Origin of the sequence: Gluconobacter sp. DsW_058 (genome assembly GCF_002153615.1) — a bacterium.
Lineage (GTDB): Bacteria > Pseudomonadota > Alphaproteobacteria > Acetobacterales > Acetobacteraceae > Gluconobacter > Gluconobacter cerinus.
This window is the reverse complement of record NZ_JOPH01000034.1, coordinates 68,465-84,908: the sequence shown is the minus strand read 5'-3', so window position 1 is coordinate 84,908 and position 16,444 is coordinate 68,465. Positions and strand designations below refer to the sequence as shown.

Annotated in this window: 16 protein-coding genes; 9 read left to right on the top strand and 7 right to left on the bottom strand. The window is 53.8% G+C overall.

Annotated elements, in window-relative coordinates; all coding sequences use genetic code 11:
* Window positions 1–177: 177 nt before the first annotated feature.
* The gene (locus HK24_RS07045) at window positions 178–1,200 is read left to right on the top strand and encodes an isopenicillin N synthase family dioxygenase (RefSeq protein WP_369826517.1); all 1,023 of its coding nucleotides are present in this window, start codon (window positions 178–180) and stop codon (window positions 1,198–1,200) included.
* A 3-nt stretch (window positions 1,201–1,203) separates the two neighbouring features.
* Here HK24_RS07045 and HK24_RS07040 read toward each other — a convergent pair whose 3' ends face one another.
* Genes HK24_RS07040 through HK24_RS07020 form a run of 5 tightly spaced genes read right to left on the bottom strand, consistent with a single transcriptional unit; the run spans window position 1,204 to window position 6,077 of the window.
* Window positions 1,204–2,385 (bottom strand): MFS transporter, encoded by a 1,182-nt coding sequence (locus tag HK24_RS07040; protein ID WP_086633874.1) that lies wholly within the window; start codon window positions 2,383–2,385, stop codon window positions 1,204–1,206.
* Between the two features lie 57 nt (window positions 2,386–2,442).
* A complete protein-coding gene (locus HK24_RS07035; RefSeq protein WP_086633873.1) occupies window positions 2,443–3,750 on the bottom strand; it encodes a lipase family protein in 1,308 nt (435 codons plus the stop codon).
* Window positions 3,747–4,616 carry a methylenetetrahydrofolate reductase gene (locus HK24_RS07030; protein ID WP_086633872.1) on the bottom strand — a complete coding sequence of 290 codons (870 nt, stop codon included), beginning with the start codon at window positions 4,614–4,616 and terminating at the stop codon, window positions 3,747–3,749. Before HK24_RS07030 ends, HK24_RS07035 begins: the two co-directional genes overlap by 4 nt.
* The gene (locus HK24_RS07025; protein ID WP_086633871.1) at window positions 4,613–5,467 is read right to left on the bottom strand and encodes a bifunctional 5,10-methylenetetrahydrofolate dehydrogenase/5,10-methenyltetrahydrofolate cyclohydrolase; all 855 of its coding nucleotides are present in this window, start codon (window positions 5,465–5,467) and stop codon (window positions 4,613–4,615) included. Before HK24_RS07025 ends, HK24_RS07030 begins: the two co-directional genes overlap by 4 nt.
* Before the next feature lie 28 nt (window positions 5,468–5,495).
* Window positions 5,496–6,077: an NAD(P)H-dependent oxidoreductase gene (locus HK24_RS07020; protein ID WP_064274384.1), complete on the bottom strand. Its 582-nt coding sequence runs from the start codon at window positions 6,075–6,077 to the stop codon at window positions 5,496–5,498.
* 155 nt (window positions 6,078–6,232) lie between these two features.
* On the opposite strand from HK24_RS07020, the gene HK24_RS07015 reads away from it, so the two are divergent.
* Both HK24_RS07015 and HK24_RS07010 read left to right on the top strand, forming a co-directional pair.
* Window positions 6,233–6,988 (top strand): IclR family transcriptional regulator, encoded by a 756-nt coding sequence (locus tag HK24_RS07015; protein ID WP_086633870.1) that lies wholly within the window; start codon window positions 6,233–6,235, stop codon window positions 6,986–6,988.
* A 9-nt stretch (window positions 6,989–6,997) separates the two neighbouring features.
* Window positions 6,998–7,885, top strand: a complete 888-nt coding sequence (locus HK24_RS07010) for a bifunctional 5,10-methylenetetrahydrofolate dehydrogenase/5,10-methenyltetrahydrofolate cyclohydrolase (protein ID WP_086633869.1) — start codon at window positions 6,998–7,000, stop codon at window positions 7,883–7,885.
* A gap of 37 nt (window positions 7,886–7,922) precedes the next feature.
* On the opposite strand, the gene HK24_RS07005 is transcribed toward HK24_RS07010, so the two are convergent.
* Together HK24_RS07005 and HK24_RS07000 are read right to left on the bottom strand one after the other, a co-directional pair.
* Entirely contained in the window at window positions 7,923–9,281 is a 1,359-nt protein-coding gene (locus tag HK24_RS07005) for an FAD-binding oxidoreductase (RefSeq protein ID WP_086633868.1), read from the bottom strand.
* Window positions 9,278–10,114 (bottom strand): creatininase family protein, encoded by an 837-nt coding sequence (locus tag HK24_RS07000; protein WP_086633867.1) that lies wholly within the window; start codon window positions 10,112–10,114, stop codon window positions 9,278–9,280. Before HK24_RS07000 ends, HK24_RS07005 begins: the two co-directional genes overlap by 4 nt.
* A gap of 219 nt (window positions 10,115–10,333) precedes the next feature.
* Here HK24_RS07000 and HK24_RS06995 point away from each other — a divergent pair, with 219 nt between their 5' ends.
* From HK24_RS06995 to HK24_RS06970, 6 genes are all read left to right on the top strand, one after another.
* Window positions 10,334–10,858, top strand: a complete 525-nt coding sequence (locus HK24_RS06995) for a DUF2165 family protein (RefSeq protein ID WP_086633866.1) — start codon at window positions 10,334–10,336, stop codon at window positions 10,856–10,858.
* A gap of 123 nt (window positions 10,859–10,981) precedes the next feature.
* Window positions 10,982–11,983, top strand: coding sequence for an ABC transporter substrate-binding protein (locus tag HK24_RS06990; RefSeq protein WP_233126161.1), 1,002 nt, complete (start codon window positions 10,982–10,984; stop codon window positions 11,981–11,983).
* Window positions 11,980–12,777, top strand: coding sequence for an ABC transporter ATP-binding protein (locus HK24_RS06985; protein ID WP_086633864.1), 798 nt, complete (start codon window positions 11,980–11,982; stop codon window positions 12,775–12,777). Before HK24_RS06990 ends, HK24_RS06985 begins: the two co-directional genes overlap by 4 nt.
* Window positions 12,774–13,538 (top strand): ABC transporter permease, encoded by a 765-nt coding sequence (locus tag HK24_RS06980; RefSeq protein WP_086633863.1) that lies wholly within the window; start codon window positions 12,774–12,776, stop codon window positions 13,536–13,538. Before HK24_RS06985 ends, HK24_RS06980 begins: the two co-directional genes overlap by 4 nt.
* The gene (locus HK24_RS06975; protein ID WP_086633862.1) at window positions 13,535–14,821 is read left to right on the top strand and encodes a cytosine deaminase; all 1,287 of its coding nucleotides are present in this window, start codon (window positions 13,535–13,537) and stop codon (window positions 14,819–14,821) included. The genes HK24_RS06980 and HK24_RS06975 overlap by 4 nt, the downstream gene beginning before the upstream one ends.
* Entirely contained in the window at window positions 14,821–16,443 is a 1,623-nt protein-coding gene (locus tag HK24_RS06970; RefSeq protein WP_086633861.1) for a CocE/NonD family hydrolase, read from the top strand. The genes HK24_RS06975 and HK24_RS06970 overlap by 1 nt, the downstream gene beginning before the upstream one ends.
* The last annotated feature ends 1 nt before the right edge of the window (window position 16,444 follow it).

The window sequence follows — 16,444 nt, the reverse complement described above, 5'->3', positions numbered from 1 at the left end:
TTTGTGTTGGAAACGAGTAGAAGCGGTCGAAGTCCTGTTGCAGGCTTTGGGCATTGCTCCAACAGATCCGGATCACGGCTCTGGTTGGGGGCATATGCCATGATTGATCGCTACAGCCCCTCACCCTGCCGTAGTTCCGTCTCTGTTGTCTTCAATAAGTTTATGGAGAAAACGAGTATGGTCCCCACAGGTCTGAGCGAACTTGAAACCGAACGCCATATTGGCGGAATGGGGACGAATATCGCCCGTCAAATTCCCAGGATCGATCTCTCCTCTTTTGAAGAGCGGAAATACCAGATTGCCGACGAACTTTGGTCTGCGGCCACGGAAATCGGTTTTTTTCAGGTTTATAATCACGGCATTCCGCAAAACGACATAGATCGAGCGTTCTCACTGGCAACGGCCTTCTTTGCCCTCCCCAAAAAGGCAAAGGCCCGCCTTCCCCTCAAACCTGGTACGAACGCTGGATGGGAATTTCAGGAACAGGTGCGGCCTTCAACAGGTACACCTGACCATAAAGAATCATTTCAGATAACTCTTCCCAGAATGGCGGCTCTATGGCCAACAGAGCATGACGCGCCAGACTTCAAGGAATTCCTGACCCACTTCGAGCACCAGAACTGGCTTCTGGGTATGAAGATCCTGTCCTGCTTTGCCATCAAACTCGGATTTGACGAAAAGTTCTTCACCGAACTGCACGACCCATCCTCTCCTGACTACCAGTGCACCCTGCGTCTCATTCACTATATGAGCATGGAGAATGCTCTACCGGAGGACTTCAAACGCTGGCGTGCAGGCGCCCATTCGGATTTTGATTGCCTGACGCTTCTTCATCAGCGAACAGGAGAAGGCGGTCTGCAGGTTTGCCCTGGGAAGGACGCAAGGAGCGGGGCATGGACCGACGTAGAGCCCGTCTCAGGATATGTGACCTGCAATATTGGCGACATGCTGATGCGGTGGAGCGACGACAAGCTGCTGTCCACGCTTCATCGTGTTCGCATGCCACAACCGGGCGAATATCTTGGTGAGCGCCTCTCCATTCCCTTTTTCTGCCAAGCCAATCGCGATGCAATTATTCAGGGGCCAGAGAAGAAATATGCTCCGATCTCGGCCCAGAACTATCTTCTGGAACGCCTGAAGGCTAATTTTGCGGCGACTGAATCGAAAGGCAGTACCATAGTAACTGGTGCTGCCCTTTAAAGATCAAGCCAGCGCCTTACGTTGCCTGACCTGGAAAATTGTCAGGCAACCCATTCCCAAGGCGCAGAACGCAAACAGGGCGTAACTGGTCCAGAGCGTTGTCGAGAAGTACAGGTAAGGCATCAGGACTGCCGAGACGGAAATAAACTGGCCGACCGTGCCTGCAACAACGCCACGGGTCTTCCTGTCTGTCGCAACCACCGGCAGCAAAGACATCCCTGCACCACTCAGGCCGCTATAGGCGAATGTCCAAAGAAATAGCCCGGCAGACGCGACAAGCATCGTGCTTCCCGGGAAAAGCAGCAACCATTGAGCCAGCATGCCAATAGCCGCCATGATGCAGAACATCACCCGAGAACGACGCTCCGTTCCGACACACAGACTGACAATCAGCCCCCCAGCCAGCATGACGACAATTTTGATGATCGCGACTTCTGCAGCAGACGCAGCCAAACTCACATGGTGAACGCGCGCAAGGTAAGACGGCGCGATCAAACTGGTTCCATAAGCAATCCCATTCGGGAGCGTTACTGACAGCCCGAGAGCCGTGACCAGCCAAGGTGACAGTCGCTTGGCCGGACCGCTTTCAGTCAAGACAACTGGCGGCTCTTTCAAACCAGCAAGTGTCAGAACTCCAACAGCAAGAATAGCAACCATTAGCGCCATATGGGCCGTGCAGGCTGCCTGCCAGCGTCCCCCATTCAAAAAAGGAATGGCAAGAAGAAGACCGGCTGAATAACCGGCCGGCGCAAAAGTGGACCAGAATGCCAAAGCTTTGGAGCGACTTTTTTCTGGCAGATAGCGCATAAACAACACCGGCGAACCCGCTGTTGCGAACGCAAACCCGCACCCACACAGCATAAGCCCAATCCGCAGGCTCCATAACGTGGATGTTGACAGGAGAAGACTGTCACCAATCAACGTAAGGACAACGGAAATTGGAAAAGCGCGCTTTACGCCAATACGGTCGACCACCATGCCGAACAAGAAAGATGTGAAGGCTGCGGGCACGGAAAAGAAGGACAAACTGGTGCCCACAGGTCCTGGAGAAACATGTCGGGCTTCCGCGATCGCACTGATAAACGGAACCACCAGTCCGACAACGGCCATGGATACTGCCGAATAAACGTAAATCACCAGAACAAGAAAGAGATGATAGCCTGATCTGTCGCTCGTGGTCTGCATGGTCTTGTATCCTTGAAAAGGCCGGCCACGGGTCCGGCTAAGGGCTATTCAGTCGGCTTAGTTATTCCATGGAACATTCGGCAAAGCTTCCTCTACCGGGCCTGGCGGCTTGATCGAAGCGCAGCTTTGCGGAGGCATATGGCCAGCCAGAAGCGTTTTCGCGAAAGGAATGGAATCCTTCAAAGACACGTTGACTGCACCATTATGGGTCATACCCGGATAGCGCTTCCACAGAACATGAGTCCCAGCATCACACATGGCTGCAACAGCATTATACTGCCCATTCACTCCGGCCTCACCATCTGCCAGACCTGTCCCGGCGAACACAGGAAAGCTGATTTTGGCATTCGGGATCGTGAAGGCTGCGTCGTGTCCAGCCTCGAAAGCAGGAAGCTTCTCGTTGAACAGTGCGTTACTTTGCACTTTGAGCTGGTCAGCTTTGTCGAAAAGGTTGTGCAGGCAGGCGTGGCGAGCAATCTGAGACATCTGGCGCCCCGCACTCGTCAGGACCGTCTGGCTGTCTGTCTCAGGCTGTAAAGACTGGTCAGATCCTTCCACCCGCAACATGGCAAACGCGGAATCCATTTTGCTGGCGTCCGTATAAACTTCAGGAATAGGCACATGTCTCGTGCCTGGTGGGACTGCAAAACCTGTTACAAGGCCTGTAGCAACGACTCCACGAATGTTTAACTCGGCAGCGTATGAGGGCGCTAACCAAGCGGCTCCAAGCGCTGCCCCAGATCCCTGCGATTGCCCGACCAGAACAATCCAGTTTCTGATCTCTTTTGGGAAACCGCTCAGAGACGCTCTTAATCCGTCCAGAACGCTATAACCTTCCGGCCGATAAAACAGATACGGGTGCGGTCCTGGCGTTCCCAGCCCTTGATAATCCGTCGCGACAACGACAAACCCTTCAGACAACCACCGCGACAGATAGGCTTTATCCCGACTGGAATACCCGCGCCAGGATGGAGCACAGACATCCGCAACACCTGTCGTTCCGTGCTCCCAGGCTACAACAGGCCATCCACCGACAGGAGCCTTGCCCTTCGGAAACAGAACCTGCCCTGAAACTGCAACCGGACCGCTTCTGCTCACGCCGTTTTGGGAAGAATACAGGACCCTGACGCCGCGACTGGCTCCTTGAGGAAGTTTGGTTAGATCCATGTCTTCATGTTGCATCAGCGTTCCGGGTATTGAGGAAATAGCCGTATTGGCCGTGTAAAAAGCACTTACGCCACCGTCGCCATATCGGTCGTCAACACCCGCGGTGGTTGACGGTGATTCAGGTGAAGCTGTGCATCCACCCAATGCCAGCAGGAAAGCTCCTGTAGCGCATGTCAGGCCAGATAGTCTTGGCTTCATGAGTGGTCTCCGGTGCTGAGGGAGAGTGCACGGCGCCATTCCAGCGTACGTGCAATTGCTCCAAACGGATAAAAGTGTAGCCCACGAAAATTCGTGTCGGGTGTTTGAGCGATTTCTTGGGCTACAGCATCAACAAGATGTTGCGGATTGCAGGGCATAAACCAGCGATGAAGTTTCCAGCGTTGACGCTGCATGAAACGCAAAGACTGCCCAACACCACAGGCCAGGCCATACCGCACCAACGTTTTTGGCGTTGTCAGCCCGTAAACTCCCAGGTTGATTGGCAGTGTAATCCCGCCATCCCTTAGCCTTTTCTCCCAGGCAAGAACTGGAGCAGAATCAAAGCAGAACTGAGTCACGATCTGCATATTCAAACCCTGCGTCCGTGCAAGCTCCTGTTTGCGGCGCATATATTCCAGCAATGTTGCTTCGGAGGTCTGTGGGTGCCCTTCAGGATGCCCAGCAACGTAGACAGTGCGAATGCCCGTGCGAACCGGGATCTCTGTTTCCAGAATTTGCACCGTATCTGCAAAGATACCCGCAGGCTTATCCGCTCCACCCGCGATCAGGAGCATTCGCGGAATATCCCGCTCGGTCAATGCCGAGCAGATTTCCTGCAGATGGCCTTCATCACGGATGGATCGAGCTGCGACGTGAGGAACTGGCAGGTAACCGCACAACTTCAGCAGGTCACAGGCCGCTAGAACGTCTGCAAACGGAACACCTGGAAGCCAAGTGACAAAGACCCTTGATCCGCAGGCAAGATCAGGCAGAACACCCGAGAGCTCCAGGATACGAGATGGCAAAAGCTCGATGGAGCTTTCCTTCATCAGATCTGCACGCACCTGACCGACCGATATAGTCATGCAGCAATCCTTTTTTCCGCGAGATCCAAAACGGTTTTGAGAAGCATCATGCGTGTCATCACGCCAAAACTTCGATCAGGTGGCGTCATCCAGCTCGCAACATCAGCAACTGCAGGATGGACATCACCTTGCAAAGAGCCCTCGGGCCAGCTCATGCCAACATCAATGACAACAGCTCCCGATCGCACCATATCCGGCGTTACCAGATGCGCTGAACCTGCGGCTGCTATAATGACGTCGGAGTTCTTCAGAACATTCTTAAGGTTCCGGCTTTTACGATGCAATATCGTAATGGTGGCGTTTCTGCTTTTTCCAGACAGCAAGAGCGCAGCCGGGCCGCCGACGAGACGTCCCCGCCCCAGAACAGCAATATTAGCCCCTTCCAGAACAAGCCCCGTCTGCTGCAACACTGCATCAATGCCCCTCACAGTGCAGGGAATAACAGACGGATCTGATGTCGTCAGAGACATCAGGTTAACCGGATGAAGACCATCGACATCCTTTTCAGCGCTGATTGCCTGAAGAACCTGCCCCTCTTCGAAATGTGCTGGCAGAGGAAGTTGAACCAGAATTCCAGTGCTGGCTGAATCTTCATCAAGCCTTAGGATTTGCTCTAAAAGATCTGCCTGCGTGATAGATTCAGGCAGAACAATCTTCCGAACTGCAATTCCAGCCTTTTCGCAGTCCTCGATTTTACGACTGACATATGTAGCGCTTTGTGGATCATCGCCTACCTCCACCAGCGCCAGGCAGGGAATGGTGCCTTGTTGCCTCAGCGTTGCGGCCCTGCTCTTGCTCTCCTCCAGAAGTGCGAGACCCAGTGCATCCAGATCAAAGAAACGAGCAGCCACCGCAATTACTCCCCTGCCAGAAACGGTCTCAGATAGCTTTGAGACGACGAATGATTTTTTTCATAAACGTCCGACGGGCGTTCAACGTGGTGTTATTCATATTGTAAAGCCCCAGGTAATCGACGCTGACACGACGGTTCATGACGGCGCGCAGAAAACGTGTCCCATTCTTCCGTGGTGGATCACCAAGAACAAACGCACGATGCCGCGGGCAACCGTAAGTCGTGACGGTCATGACCTTCTTGATATTTGTAAAGCCAGGAGAAAGCTTTCCATCTATCAACTTGAAGGAAACGTCCGGAAGAAAAACGCGATCAAAATAGCCTTTAAGAATTGCAGGCCAACCAAAATTCCAAACAGGATGACACAAAATTAGTACATCCGTACTTTGCAGACGCTTCACGTAATCCGCTACGCGATGCTGATTAATACTAACATCGTGATACTCGATACGATCTTGCGGGCTTAAAACAGGATCGAAATTGTCCCGATACAGGTCCAGAGCATCGACTTCGTGCCCTTCAGCTTCCAGTGTCTGCGTTACCAGCCTGAAGAGTGCCGCATTGAAGCTATCTTCAAGCGGGTGGGCGAAAATGACGTGGACTTTCACGCGGGGTTCCCTGTTTTTCTGATTCTATCAAAAAGAGCTTTGCTCGATAATCGAACACTTGTTCGTTATATTTATTTTAGGCATAATCATTTTCAGCCTGCAATGATATTCGTAACGGCTATGCATAGTTTTTTTGCCTAGAAACGGATTTGTTTATGGACCAGCCCTCGCCTGTTCCCGATACAGAGATTTCCCTGACATTTGTTAAGGGCCTCGAGGTCCTACGTGCTTTTGAAAATGGCCAAACAGACATGACCGTCGCAGACATTGCGCGTCTGGTAGGGCATACGCGGGCGGCCACGAGGCGACTTGTCAGAACGTTGGAAGTCCTCGGATATGTCCGGAGTATCGATCAGCGCTACAGGCTTACAGCACGCGCCTTGAAATTGGGGCTTGGCTTTCTACAAAGCCGCTCCATCGGTCATCTTATCGGGCCGGTTCTTCGAGCTGAATCCATTGTTATCGGAGAATCCATTTCTCTCGCTCTGCTGGACGCAGACGAGGCAATTTATGTTTTTCATAATCCCGCAGACAAATCTGCCGAAATGTCTGGGCATACTATTGGTAGCAGCATGTCTCTTGCCAGAACCGCAACTGGTCAAGCAATTTGCGCCTTTTTACCCAAGATCAGACAACAGACCATACTGGCCACCTCAGGCCTTTCTGAAACAGAAGCGGCATGCGTGGCTAAAAGTCTTAAAGACGTTCACTCTCAGGGTTTCGCCTTGAGAGATGTGTCTCCGCAAAGCGATCTGCGTGCCCTTGGGGTGCCTGCCTTTAATGTAAATGGCCAAACTGCTGGTGCGCTCAGCATCGTCTTTCCAACCAGCCGATACTCCATGACACAGATCCAGAAGGATCTGGTTCCCCACCTTCAGCGATGCGCAACTTATCTTGTAAGTGCCCTGTGAGACCCACAAATGACAATCATCCTGCGTACCTCTGAGCTTGCCCAAAGCTATTTGGCCAGACTCAAAGCACAGATCCGCTCACAGCAGAAAATTCTGGACCGTACGCCCACTCTCGCGGTCGTCACCGGCTCTTCTGACGCGGGGCCATCAGCCTATCTGCGTCGCATTAGCGGACTGGCGGAACAAGCCGGCATAAACTTACAAGTTGTTGACATTGCGGGACAAAATGAAAGAAATTTTTGCCAAACGGTCCGAGAACTTGGTGCTAACAAGCAGATCGATGGAATTCTGATTCTCTTCCCACTCCCGGAAGAAATTTCCCGCCAAGCCATCATAGACGCCCTTCCCCCGGAGAAAGATGTGGATTGTCTCCATCCACTCAATCTTGGAAGCATCATGAACGGCGCTCCATACTTCGAGCCCTGCACGGCAACAGGTGCCTTGATGGCGACAGAACATCTCGTCGGAGATCTGCGCGGAAAAAACTGTGTCATTATTGGCAGTTCGCCCGTTGTCGGGCGCCCTTTGACCATGCGGCTTCTAGATCGCGGCGCAACGGTTTCCGTTGTTCACATCGATACTCAGGACATCAAGTCGCATTGCAGGAAAGCAGATGTTCTCTTTTCAGCGGTAGGAAAAGCCAGATTAGTGACTGCGGACTGGATCAAACCAGAGAGTTGCCTCATCGACATAGGGATCAGCTATTGCCCGGATGAGGGGCGTGTCGTTGGAGATGTCGATCTCAAATCTGTCGAAGATATCGCCTATGCGGTTACCGCGGTTCCAGATGGTGTTGGTCCACTGACAACCTGCACATTACTGGCCAATACCGTGAAAAGTGCTTTTAATCGGGCAGAATTAAACTTCAGCTATCCGGCTCTTTCGCAACCACAATAAAAAAGGCCGGAAAGAAGATCTTTCCGGCCCATAATCTTTAACCCTCTGCCTTCAGCGTTTTGGCGCTGAGCATCTTTCCGGGGTTCAGAAGTAACATCGGATCATATCGCTTCTTGATTGCGGCCAGATCCGGTGATGCCACACGGTGCATGCCACCCTCCTCAATGGTCACGACATGCGGGTTGGCAATATTGACCCCCCGCTTCTCGTGTTCCTCGATGATATAGTTCAGGCGCTCTTCGTCAGTGAAGCGAATAACCGGCAATGCAGCACAACTCACATGACCGCCCATCGGAAAGAATTCCAGATGCATCATCAGGTCATCAGGGAAAAGCGCACGGATTTCCGCCACCTTCTCTAGTGTCCCGACATGCGGATAACCGCACTGCAGATACGTGTAACCACGATCTTTCTTCAGAACCTGAAGCGTCGTGTGGTTCCATGTCAGCTCATAAAGCGGAGTTGCACCCGCCGTGTCCTCAGCTTCTCTGGTGTTGGCTTCATAACAGAGGTGACCGTTGGCCGCTTCTGCAAGCGCCTTAACCGTCTCAATACCTGCCGGAGCGATCATGAGAATGACTAACGATGCACCATCTGGCACGTGCTCGCGTACGGATGCGAAAAATGGTGGCAGGTCACCGTCAACAACAGACACCAGCTTCTTCTGAATACCGGCCTGAAGCGCAATATCACGTGCAAAAACCGCTGCTTCTTCAAACGTGCCGAATGAGATGGCCATATCCTGCCAATCCACGGCTGGCTCAACACCAATTTCCAGTTCGGTAATCAGGCCTGTCGTACCGTAGGTGTGAAGAATACCCCTCGCGTCAGAGCCGCGAAGTTCGAGAGCTTCCGGATTTTCACCCAGAGTGACAAAGCGGAGCCCCAGAATATTCCCCGGTGACGAAAGACCGCCCCATCGAACAGACCCAATACCGCCGGATCCACCCGCAATAAATCCGCCGATCGTTGCCGTCCGTTTTGTGGACGGATACATGCGGACTTCCCAGCCCAATTCATGCAGAGCACGATCCAAGTCCAGCATGTTCATGCCCGCCTGTACGCGTGCGACACCGTCCTTGACCCAAAGGAGCTTATTGAACTCCGTCATTTCAACGACAGCGCCTCCCTCCATCGGAACGGCCTGTCCATAATTCCCGGTGCCGCCCCCACGCGGAGTAAGTGGCGTTTTTGTCTCACGTGCCACCCGCGCAATATGAAGAAGATCCTCTTCATTGCGCGGCATAACGATACAATCGCCAAAACAGCTATCAAGCTGCCGCTTCAGAACCGGACTATACCAGTAAAAATCACGGCTTTTCCGCTTCACAAGAGCCGGCACCGTCTGAACAGGAATATCGCAAAGGAGCGATAGGAAGGTCTCAACCGAGCTCATAGACCCAGATCCTCCGTAATGGGACGAAGACGATCCAGCGGATATTCAGCAATCTCGGCAAGAAGCTCAAGAAAACCTTCAATCCACTGATTGGCAACAGCTTCGCCCTTCTCGGCCGTAGCAATTCCAGCATTTCCTGCCGCACCTGACGGGTGAATATCGTGCGTCAACCAACCAAAGCCGACACGACCCTCTGCTTCCAGCCATTTGGCCGTCTCGGCCAGCTTCTGGGGCCATGGCTCGAAATTATCAGCGCGTTCCATCTCAACAAGATCCGGTCGCAGGTGAAGCATCAGGGATGTTTCAATGTCGCCACCATGAATCCCATACCGGCGCTCCTCTTCGGTAAACATGCCATCCGGCACGCCAAAACGCGACCAGCCAACACAGACAACAAACATTCCATGGGTCCGGCGGAGCGTTCTGGCAACGATATCCAGGATCTGTGGCTGCCCACCATGGGAATTCAGGAGCACCAACCTCTTCACACCAGATCGTGCGACGCTTTCACCAATTTCGATGAGGACCTGCGTGAGGGTCTGCGCGCTGAGGGTCAGTGTTCCAGGATAAGCAACATGCTCTTCGCTTTTGCCAACAGCCTGAATAGGAAGTGCGGTCGCGGGGACGGTCGCGGGGAGCGCCTCCATTGCCTTATCAAGCAGCATTTCATTGATACAGGCATCCACATAGACCGGAAGATGTGGACCATGCTGTTCCACCGCCGCCACAGGAAGAATGGCCACAGTCTCAGGGGGAAGCTGACGAAACTGGCGGGAAATCATGTCACACCAGCGCTTTTTGGGCCAGAAAACCGTCTCGGAACTGCTTGTCATGGGCTTGTCTTCCGTTGTCTCTTGTGTGGAATGACACGCCCCAATGAGGACGAGCCAACACATTCCCGGCTCCGATATGATATCATCCCGGAACGAAAAGATAGATGAAACAGGAAGATCGCAGCTTTTAAAGCATCTATTTTCGACAGGAGCGATGCAAAAAAGAGGGCGCAAATTTTACGGGCATTCCGCTAGCGTTTCAAAAAACAGGAGCCAGCCATGTCCGAACTTTCAACACAGTCAATGCCTACGCGCTCCGTGCGCCTGAATCGTCTCTCCAAAACGGTAATGGTCGCGTCTCTGGGAGTCTTCGGCCTTCTCGTCGCACTTAATAATATTACAGATTATGGTTCGAACTACGCATTTGTTCGTCACGTTCTGTCGATGGATACCACGTTTCCCGGCAACAGCCTCAGATGGCGCGCGATCTCAGTCCCGCTGCTGTGGCATATTTTTTACGTCCTGATTATTGGCGCTGAATTCGCAACCGGTGCTCTTTTTTCGTTTGCGGCCTGGAAGATGGCGAAGGCGATCAACATGGCTAGTCCGGCCTTTAAGGCCGCTCATACCCTTGTTCCCGTCGCGACGGCCGTAGGATTTCTCATCTGGTTTTTCGGCTTCTCTGTCGTCGGAGGCGAGTGGTTCGCGATGTGGCAATCCCATAGCTGGAACGGACAGGAAGCCGCCTTCCGGTTTTTTATGACCATGCTGGGAGTTTGTATTTTCACTCAGCAAAAAGAATGAGTGCATCCTTTTTGCGCGCACAAATGGGTTAAAAAGGTATCGGTCCTGCAGCAGAATAGCTCTTCCCACGGAGACAAAAAAACCGTTACGGTCTAATTATAAATGGACGTTGGGAGGCAGCTCATGACACCTTACAGGCTTGATCGACGCAGTATGCTCCGCGGCATCATGGCTGCGGGCGCGGTGTCTTCCCTACCCTCTGGGCGAGCAAAAGCGGCATCCAGGCCCCTGAGTCTGCTGACCAACTGGTATGCTCAGGCAGAGCACGGAGGCTACTACCAGGCCTCCGAAGACGGACTGTACAGTGCTCAAAATCTGGATGTTTCAATTCAGATGGGTGGCCCCCAGATGAACATGACCCAGCTTCTGATGGCGGGACAATGTGACATTGCCATCATGCAGGGTGAAGAAGCCATCCGCTGTGCAGTGCAGGGCATTCCCGCCGTCGCAATCGCTACGACTTTCCAGAAAGGCGTTGGCGGCGTGATGACCCACCCGGATATTCATGACATCGCCGAACTCAAGGGCCATCCCATTCTGATCAGTTCAGAAGGGCGAGCCAGCTTCTGGGTGTGGCTTAAGAAGCGTTATGGCTTCACGGAAGATCAGGCCCATCCCTACACCTATAATCTCCAGCCCTTTGCTTTCAATCCGCAGATGGCCATGCAGGCCTTTGTTTCCTCGGAGCCCTACGGCGCCAAAAAAGCGGGTATTCCATTCAATTTCTTACTCCTCGATGACTTGGGCTACGCTGCCTATGGAAACGTGCTGATGGTGTCCCGCAAGACTCTCGAAGAACGTGGCCCCGAGCTCCAGAAGTTCATCGCGGCCAGCAGCGAAGGCTGGAAACGCTATATTTTTGGAGAGTCCACCAAGGGGGATGCTGCGATCCGTAAAGCCAATCCGGATATGAGCGCGGACCAACTCGCGTGGTCCCGCCAGAAACTCCGCGACATCAAAGCTCTGGGCGCACCGGGAGCACCAATTATGACAATCAATAATGAGCGCTGGCAGCGCATTTACGACATCCAGCTTTCAGCTCAACTCATTGCAGACAGTCCGAAATGGAAAGATGGGTATACCCTCGATGTCGTCCATAACAGCCTGGCGACTGTCCCCGCATGAGCAGTCCCGTTCTTTCCCTGAGCAGCGTTGAGAAAATTTTCCCCAACGGCGTGCGCGGTCTTTCTCCTGTCGATCTGAGTGTAGAGAAAGGAGATTTTGTTACGCTGATTGGGCCATCTGGATGCGGCAAAAGCACGCTCCTCAAGCTCATCGCCAATCTTCATACCCCGTCGGCTGGCACACTGAATTGGTGGGGCGGTGGCTTCAGGGACGTAGGCCAGAAAGGGCGCCGTATGGCGTTCGTCTTTCAGGACGCAACGCTCATGCCATGGGCCACGATCGTGAAAAATGTGCGCCTTCCGCTTGATTTGGAAAAAGTGGATCGGACAACGGCTGACAAGCGTGCCCATGCCGCTCTTGAACGCGTTGGCCTAGGTCATGTGGCCGATCAATATCCGGCACAACTTTCCGGCGGCATGAAAATGCGCGTGTCCATTGCCCGTGCACTCGTTACCGAACCAGATCTTCTTCTAATGGATGAGCCATTCGGTGCATTGGACGAATTTACCAGAAACCGCTTGGATGAAGAAATGGCCCGTCTTTGCTATGAAGACGGCCTCACCACCCTGTTCGTCACACATGCCCTTCATGAGGCTGCATTTCTGTCCAGCCGCGTGATGGTCATGGCAGCTCATCCTGGGCGTATTCATGCTCAATACGAAATAGACCGTGGCATCGTTCGCGACGAAACTTTCCGCCTTTCCGATGAGTTTGCCAGCATCAGCAAAGAATTGGCGATCCTCCTCGAAGATGCCAGTCGGGACAGCATGATTGGTCAGGAGGCGCGGCAATGATGACATCCCGCTCTCTCTCGCTCCTTGCTCCCATCACGCTCGGAATCATCATTCTGGCAGCATGGGAAGCGATTTGTCGCTTCTGGCATATCCCGCCTTACCTGATGCCCTCTCCGTCTGCCATCTGGCGTGCTTTGATGCTGGACGGCGTGTCATTACTCCATGCGCTGCTTATCACTCTGGAAATCACATTTGCGGCGCTCGTTGTCGCCGTCCTCGGGGGTGTTCTGATAGCCTTCCTGTTGGTGCAGAGCCCGCTGATCGAACGGTGCCTGATGCCTTATGTGGTCATCATGCAGGTGACCCCGATTGTAGCCATTGCGCCGCTGATCATCATCCTGATCCACAATACTCCCCTCGCCCTCACTGCCTGCGCAGCATTGGTAGCGATCTTCCCTGTGATCTCGAACACTCTGCAAGGCCTGCGCAGCGTAGATCCAGATCTGGCGGCTTACTTTCAGATGCACAAAGCCACCCGCCTTCAAATGCTGCTGCGACTGCGAATTCCAAGTGCTCTTCCCATGTTTATGGCGGGCTTGCGCATCGCAACAGGCCTTTCACTTGTTGGCGCCATTGTAGCTGAGTTTGTTGCCGGAACCGGCGGCAATTCGGCTGGCTTGGCGTACCAAATCCTTCAATCCGGCTTCCAGATGGATATTCCCCGGATGTTCGCGGCACTGTTCCTGATTACAGTCGCAGGCCTCGTCCTGTATGCCGCAGCAGCCAGCCTCCAGCGCTTTGCTCTGAGACATCGCTCATGACTTTTCCAGCTTCTTCCAGCACCGCCCCAAGGGCCCTCCTGAACGCGACTATTCCGGCAGGCCTGCGGCCTTCGTCATTTACTGATGAGTCCATGCGCTACGATATCGCGCTCTCAGATGGGAAAATTTCGGATATTCTACCGGCAGGAAATTTTTCTTCCGTCGGTGAAGCGATTGATCTGAAAGGTCAGATGGTCTGGCCCTGCTTTGCAGATATTCACACCCATCTGGACAAGGCCTTCATCTGGGAGCGCACACCCAATCCTGATGGAACCTTCATGGGGGCCTTGCAAGCCACAACTCAGGATCGAGAAGGGTATTGGACGGACGCAGACGTTGAGCGCCGCATGGAGTTCAGTCTGAACTGTGCCTACGCGCACGGAACAAGCGCCATAAGAACGCACCTGGACACCTTCGGCACGCACGGGAACCGTGTTTGGCCGCTTCTGCGTCGCCTTCAAAAGAAATGGTCCGGGAAAGTTGCTCTGCAAGGCGTCTCCCTGACCATGCCTGAGCGCTACATGGGTGAAGACCGGGACGGCATCGTGAGAAATGTCGCCGAGACAGAGGGGGGCGTTCTGGGCGCCGTCCTGATGAAGCACAACACGACGCCGGAAGCCCTCGAAGTTCTCTTTGGACTAGCCACAGAATACGGGCTCGAACTGGATCTTCATGTCGATGAGAATGGAGAAACAGACGGAACGGCTCTGGAACTGATCGCCCAGACAGCCCTGAAGCTTCGGTTTCGTCAAAAGGTTTTATGCGGCCATTGCTGTAGCCTTAGCGTCCAAAGCGAGACGCAACAGACGCACATTATTTCCCTGCTCGGCGAAGCCGGGATTGGCATTGTGAGTCTCCCACTTTGCAACATGTACCTTCAGGACCGTACCGCAGGGCGCACACCAAGATGGAGAGGTGTAACCTTACTGCAGGAACTCGATGCCGCGGGTATTCCAGTCATGCTCGCCAGCGACAATGTCCGAGACCCCTTCTACGCTTACGGGGACTTTGACATGCACGAAATTCTTCAGGGCGGTACGAGGATCGGCCAGTTGGATCATACTCACCGTCCTTGGGCGCAATCGGTCACAAGCCGTCCGGGATCCTGGATGGGAAGGACCCATCGCCTAGAAAAAGGTGCACCAGCGGATCTGATTATCTTTCCAGCTCGTTCCATGAATGAATGGATGAGCCGCTCTCAGGCCGGACGGACAGTTCTCCGAAACGGTCGCATTCTTGAAGCAGCTCTCCCCTCATACGAAACTCTGGGAGGTGAAATCTGATGTTCGCGCTGAAACCTCGCCGGACGGAGACAATGCAAACGCGGGATGGCGTTTCACTGGTTGCTGATATCTGGGAACCAGACGGAGACGGCCCGTTCCCCGTTCTTCTGATGCGACAGGCTTACGGCCGCAAGATTGGTACGTCGCTCTGCTACGCACCACCGGAATGGTATGCCAGTCACGGCTATATCGTCATTATGCAGGACGTGCGGGGACGCGGAGATTCTGGCGGTGAGTTTGTCCTGTTCGAATATGAAGCGACAGATGGCGCCGATACGATCGCCTGGGCCGCATCCTTACCGCGCAGCAATGGTCACGTGGGGATGTTTGGATTCTCCTTTCAGGGGAGCAACCAACTTCTGGCAGCCGGAGAAAAACCAGCAGCGCTCAAAGCGGTTGCGCCTGCCATGATCGGCTGGCAGCTGGATCAGGACTGGGCGTATGAAAATGGGGCATTCCCGATGCGCGCCAATCTAGGTTGGGCGACGCAACTGGCAGCAGAAACCGCCAGGTTACAGGGAGACTACGAAGCCCAGCAGGCTCTCTTTGCGGCTAGTCGAGGCATGTCTTTCAATGGGCGACAACCAGCAGTGCCTACGCATGAAGCGCTTCTGGCAAAATATAGCCATTATACCCGCTGGAGGGAGACGCCTCCGGGAGATGCCTACTGGGACAAAATCTCTCCCGCATCGCGGTTGACCGAAATCGCGGAGCTGGCACCCGCAGTTTTACTGATTGGGGGATGGTACGACAGCCATCTTCCGGGCACGCTGGAAGCATATCGTGCTCTGTCCCCGCACATGCCAACACGCTTGATTGTTGGCCCTTGGTCTCACTTTCCGTGGGATCGACATATCGGGGATGTGGACGTCGGCGAGGCTGCCATTACAGACATTGATCAGCAGCAGATCGCATTCTTCGATCAATATCTAAAAGCTGCCCCCATACCCGACACGAAGCCAGTACGCCTTTTCGATATGGGCGCCTGTTGCTGGCAGGACTTCCCGACACTCTCGACGGGGACAGTTCCAAGCTATCCAGTCGGGACGGGTCGCTCCGCGATTGACACACGCGATGGCATTCTGAGCGCGTCGACAGCGCCTACAGCACCGTCAGAGAGCCTTACTCTCGATCCGTGGCGCCCTTCCGGTCCGTGTGGTGGAAGCTTCGGGTTTCCGGGAGGCCCAGTAGATCGTGCCCGCACTGATGCGCGTTCAGACGTCCTGACATTCACGATGCTTCCGCTCGAATTCGATCAGCTGCTCGCAGGAACGATCACAGGGTGCTTTGAAATCGAAAGTGAATACGCCGGTTTTGACCTTCATGCCTGCGTCTCGCGTATCGATCAGAACGGCAAAGTACACCCCCTCGCAGAAGGATATGCGCTGACCGCCCCTGGTCAGACGTCTCTGCCGCTACGGGGAACATGCGTCACATTGGAAGCCGGCGAAAGATTGAGACTCTCCCTGTCTCTCTCCTGCTTTCCCGTGTTTCCAATCAACCCCGGCACAGGGGCCAGCCCTATTACCGCCACTCTGGACCAACAACAGGTGACGACAGTTCAATTCAAATGCGGCTCCGGAACCTACCTTCTTCTTCCTTGGATCAAACAGGAAAGATAAT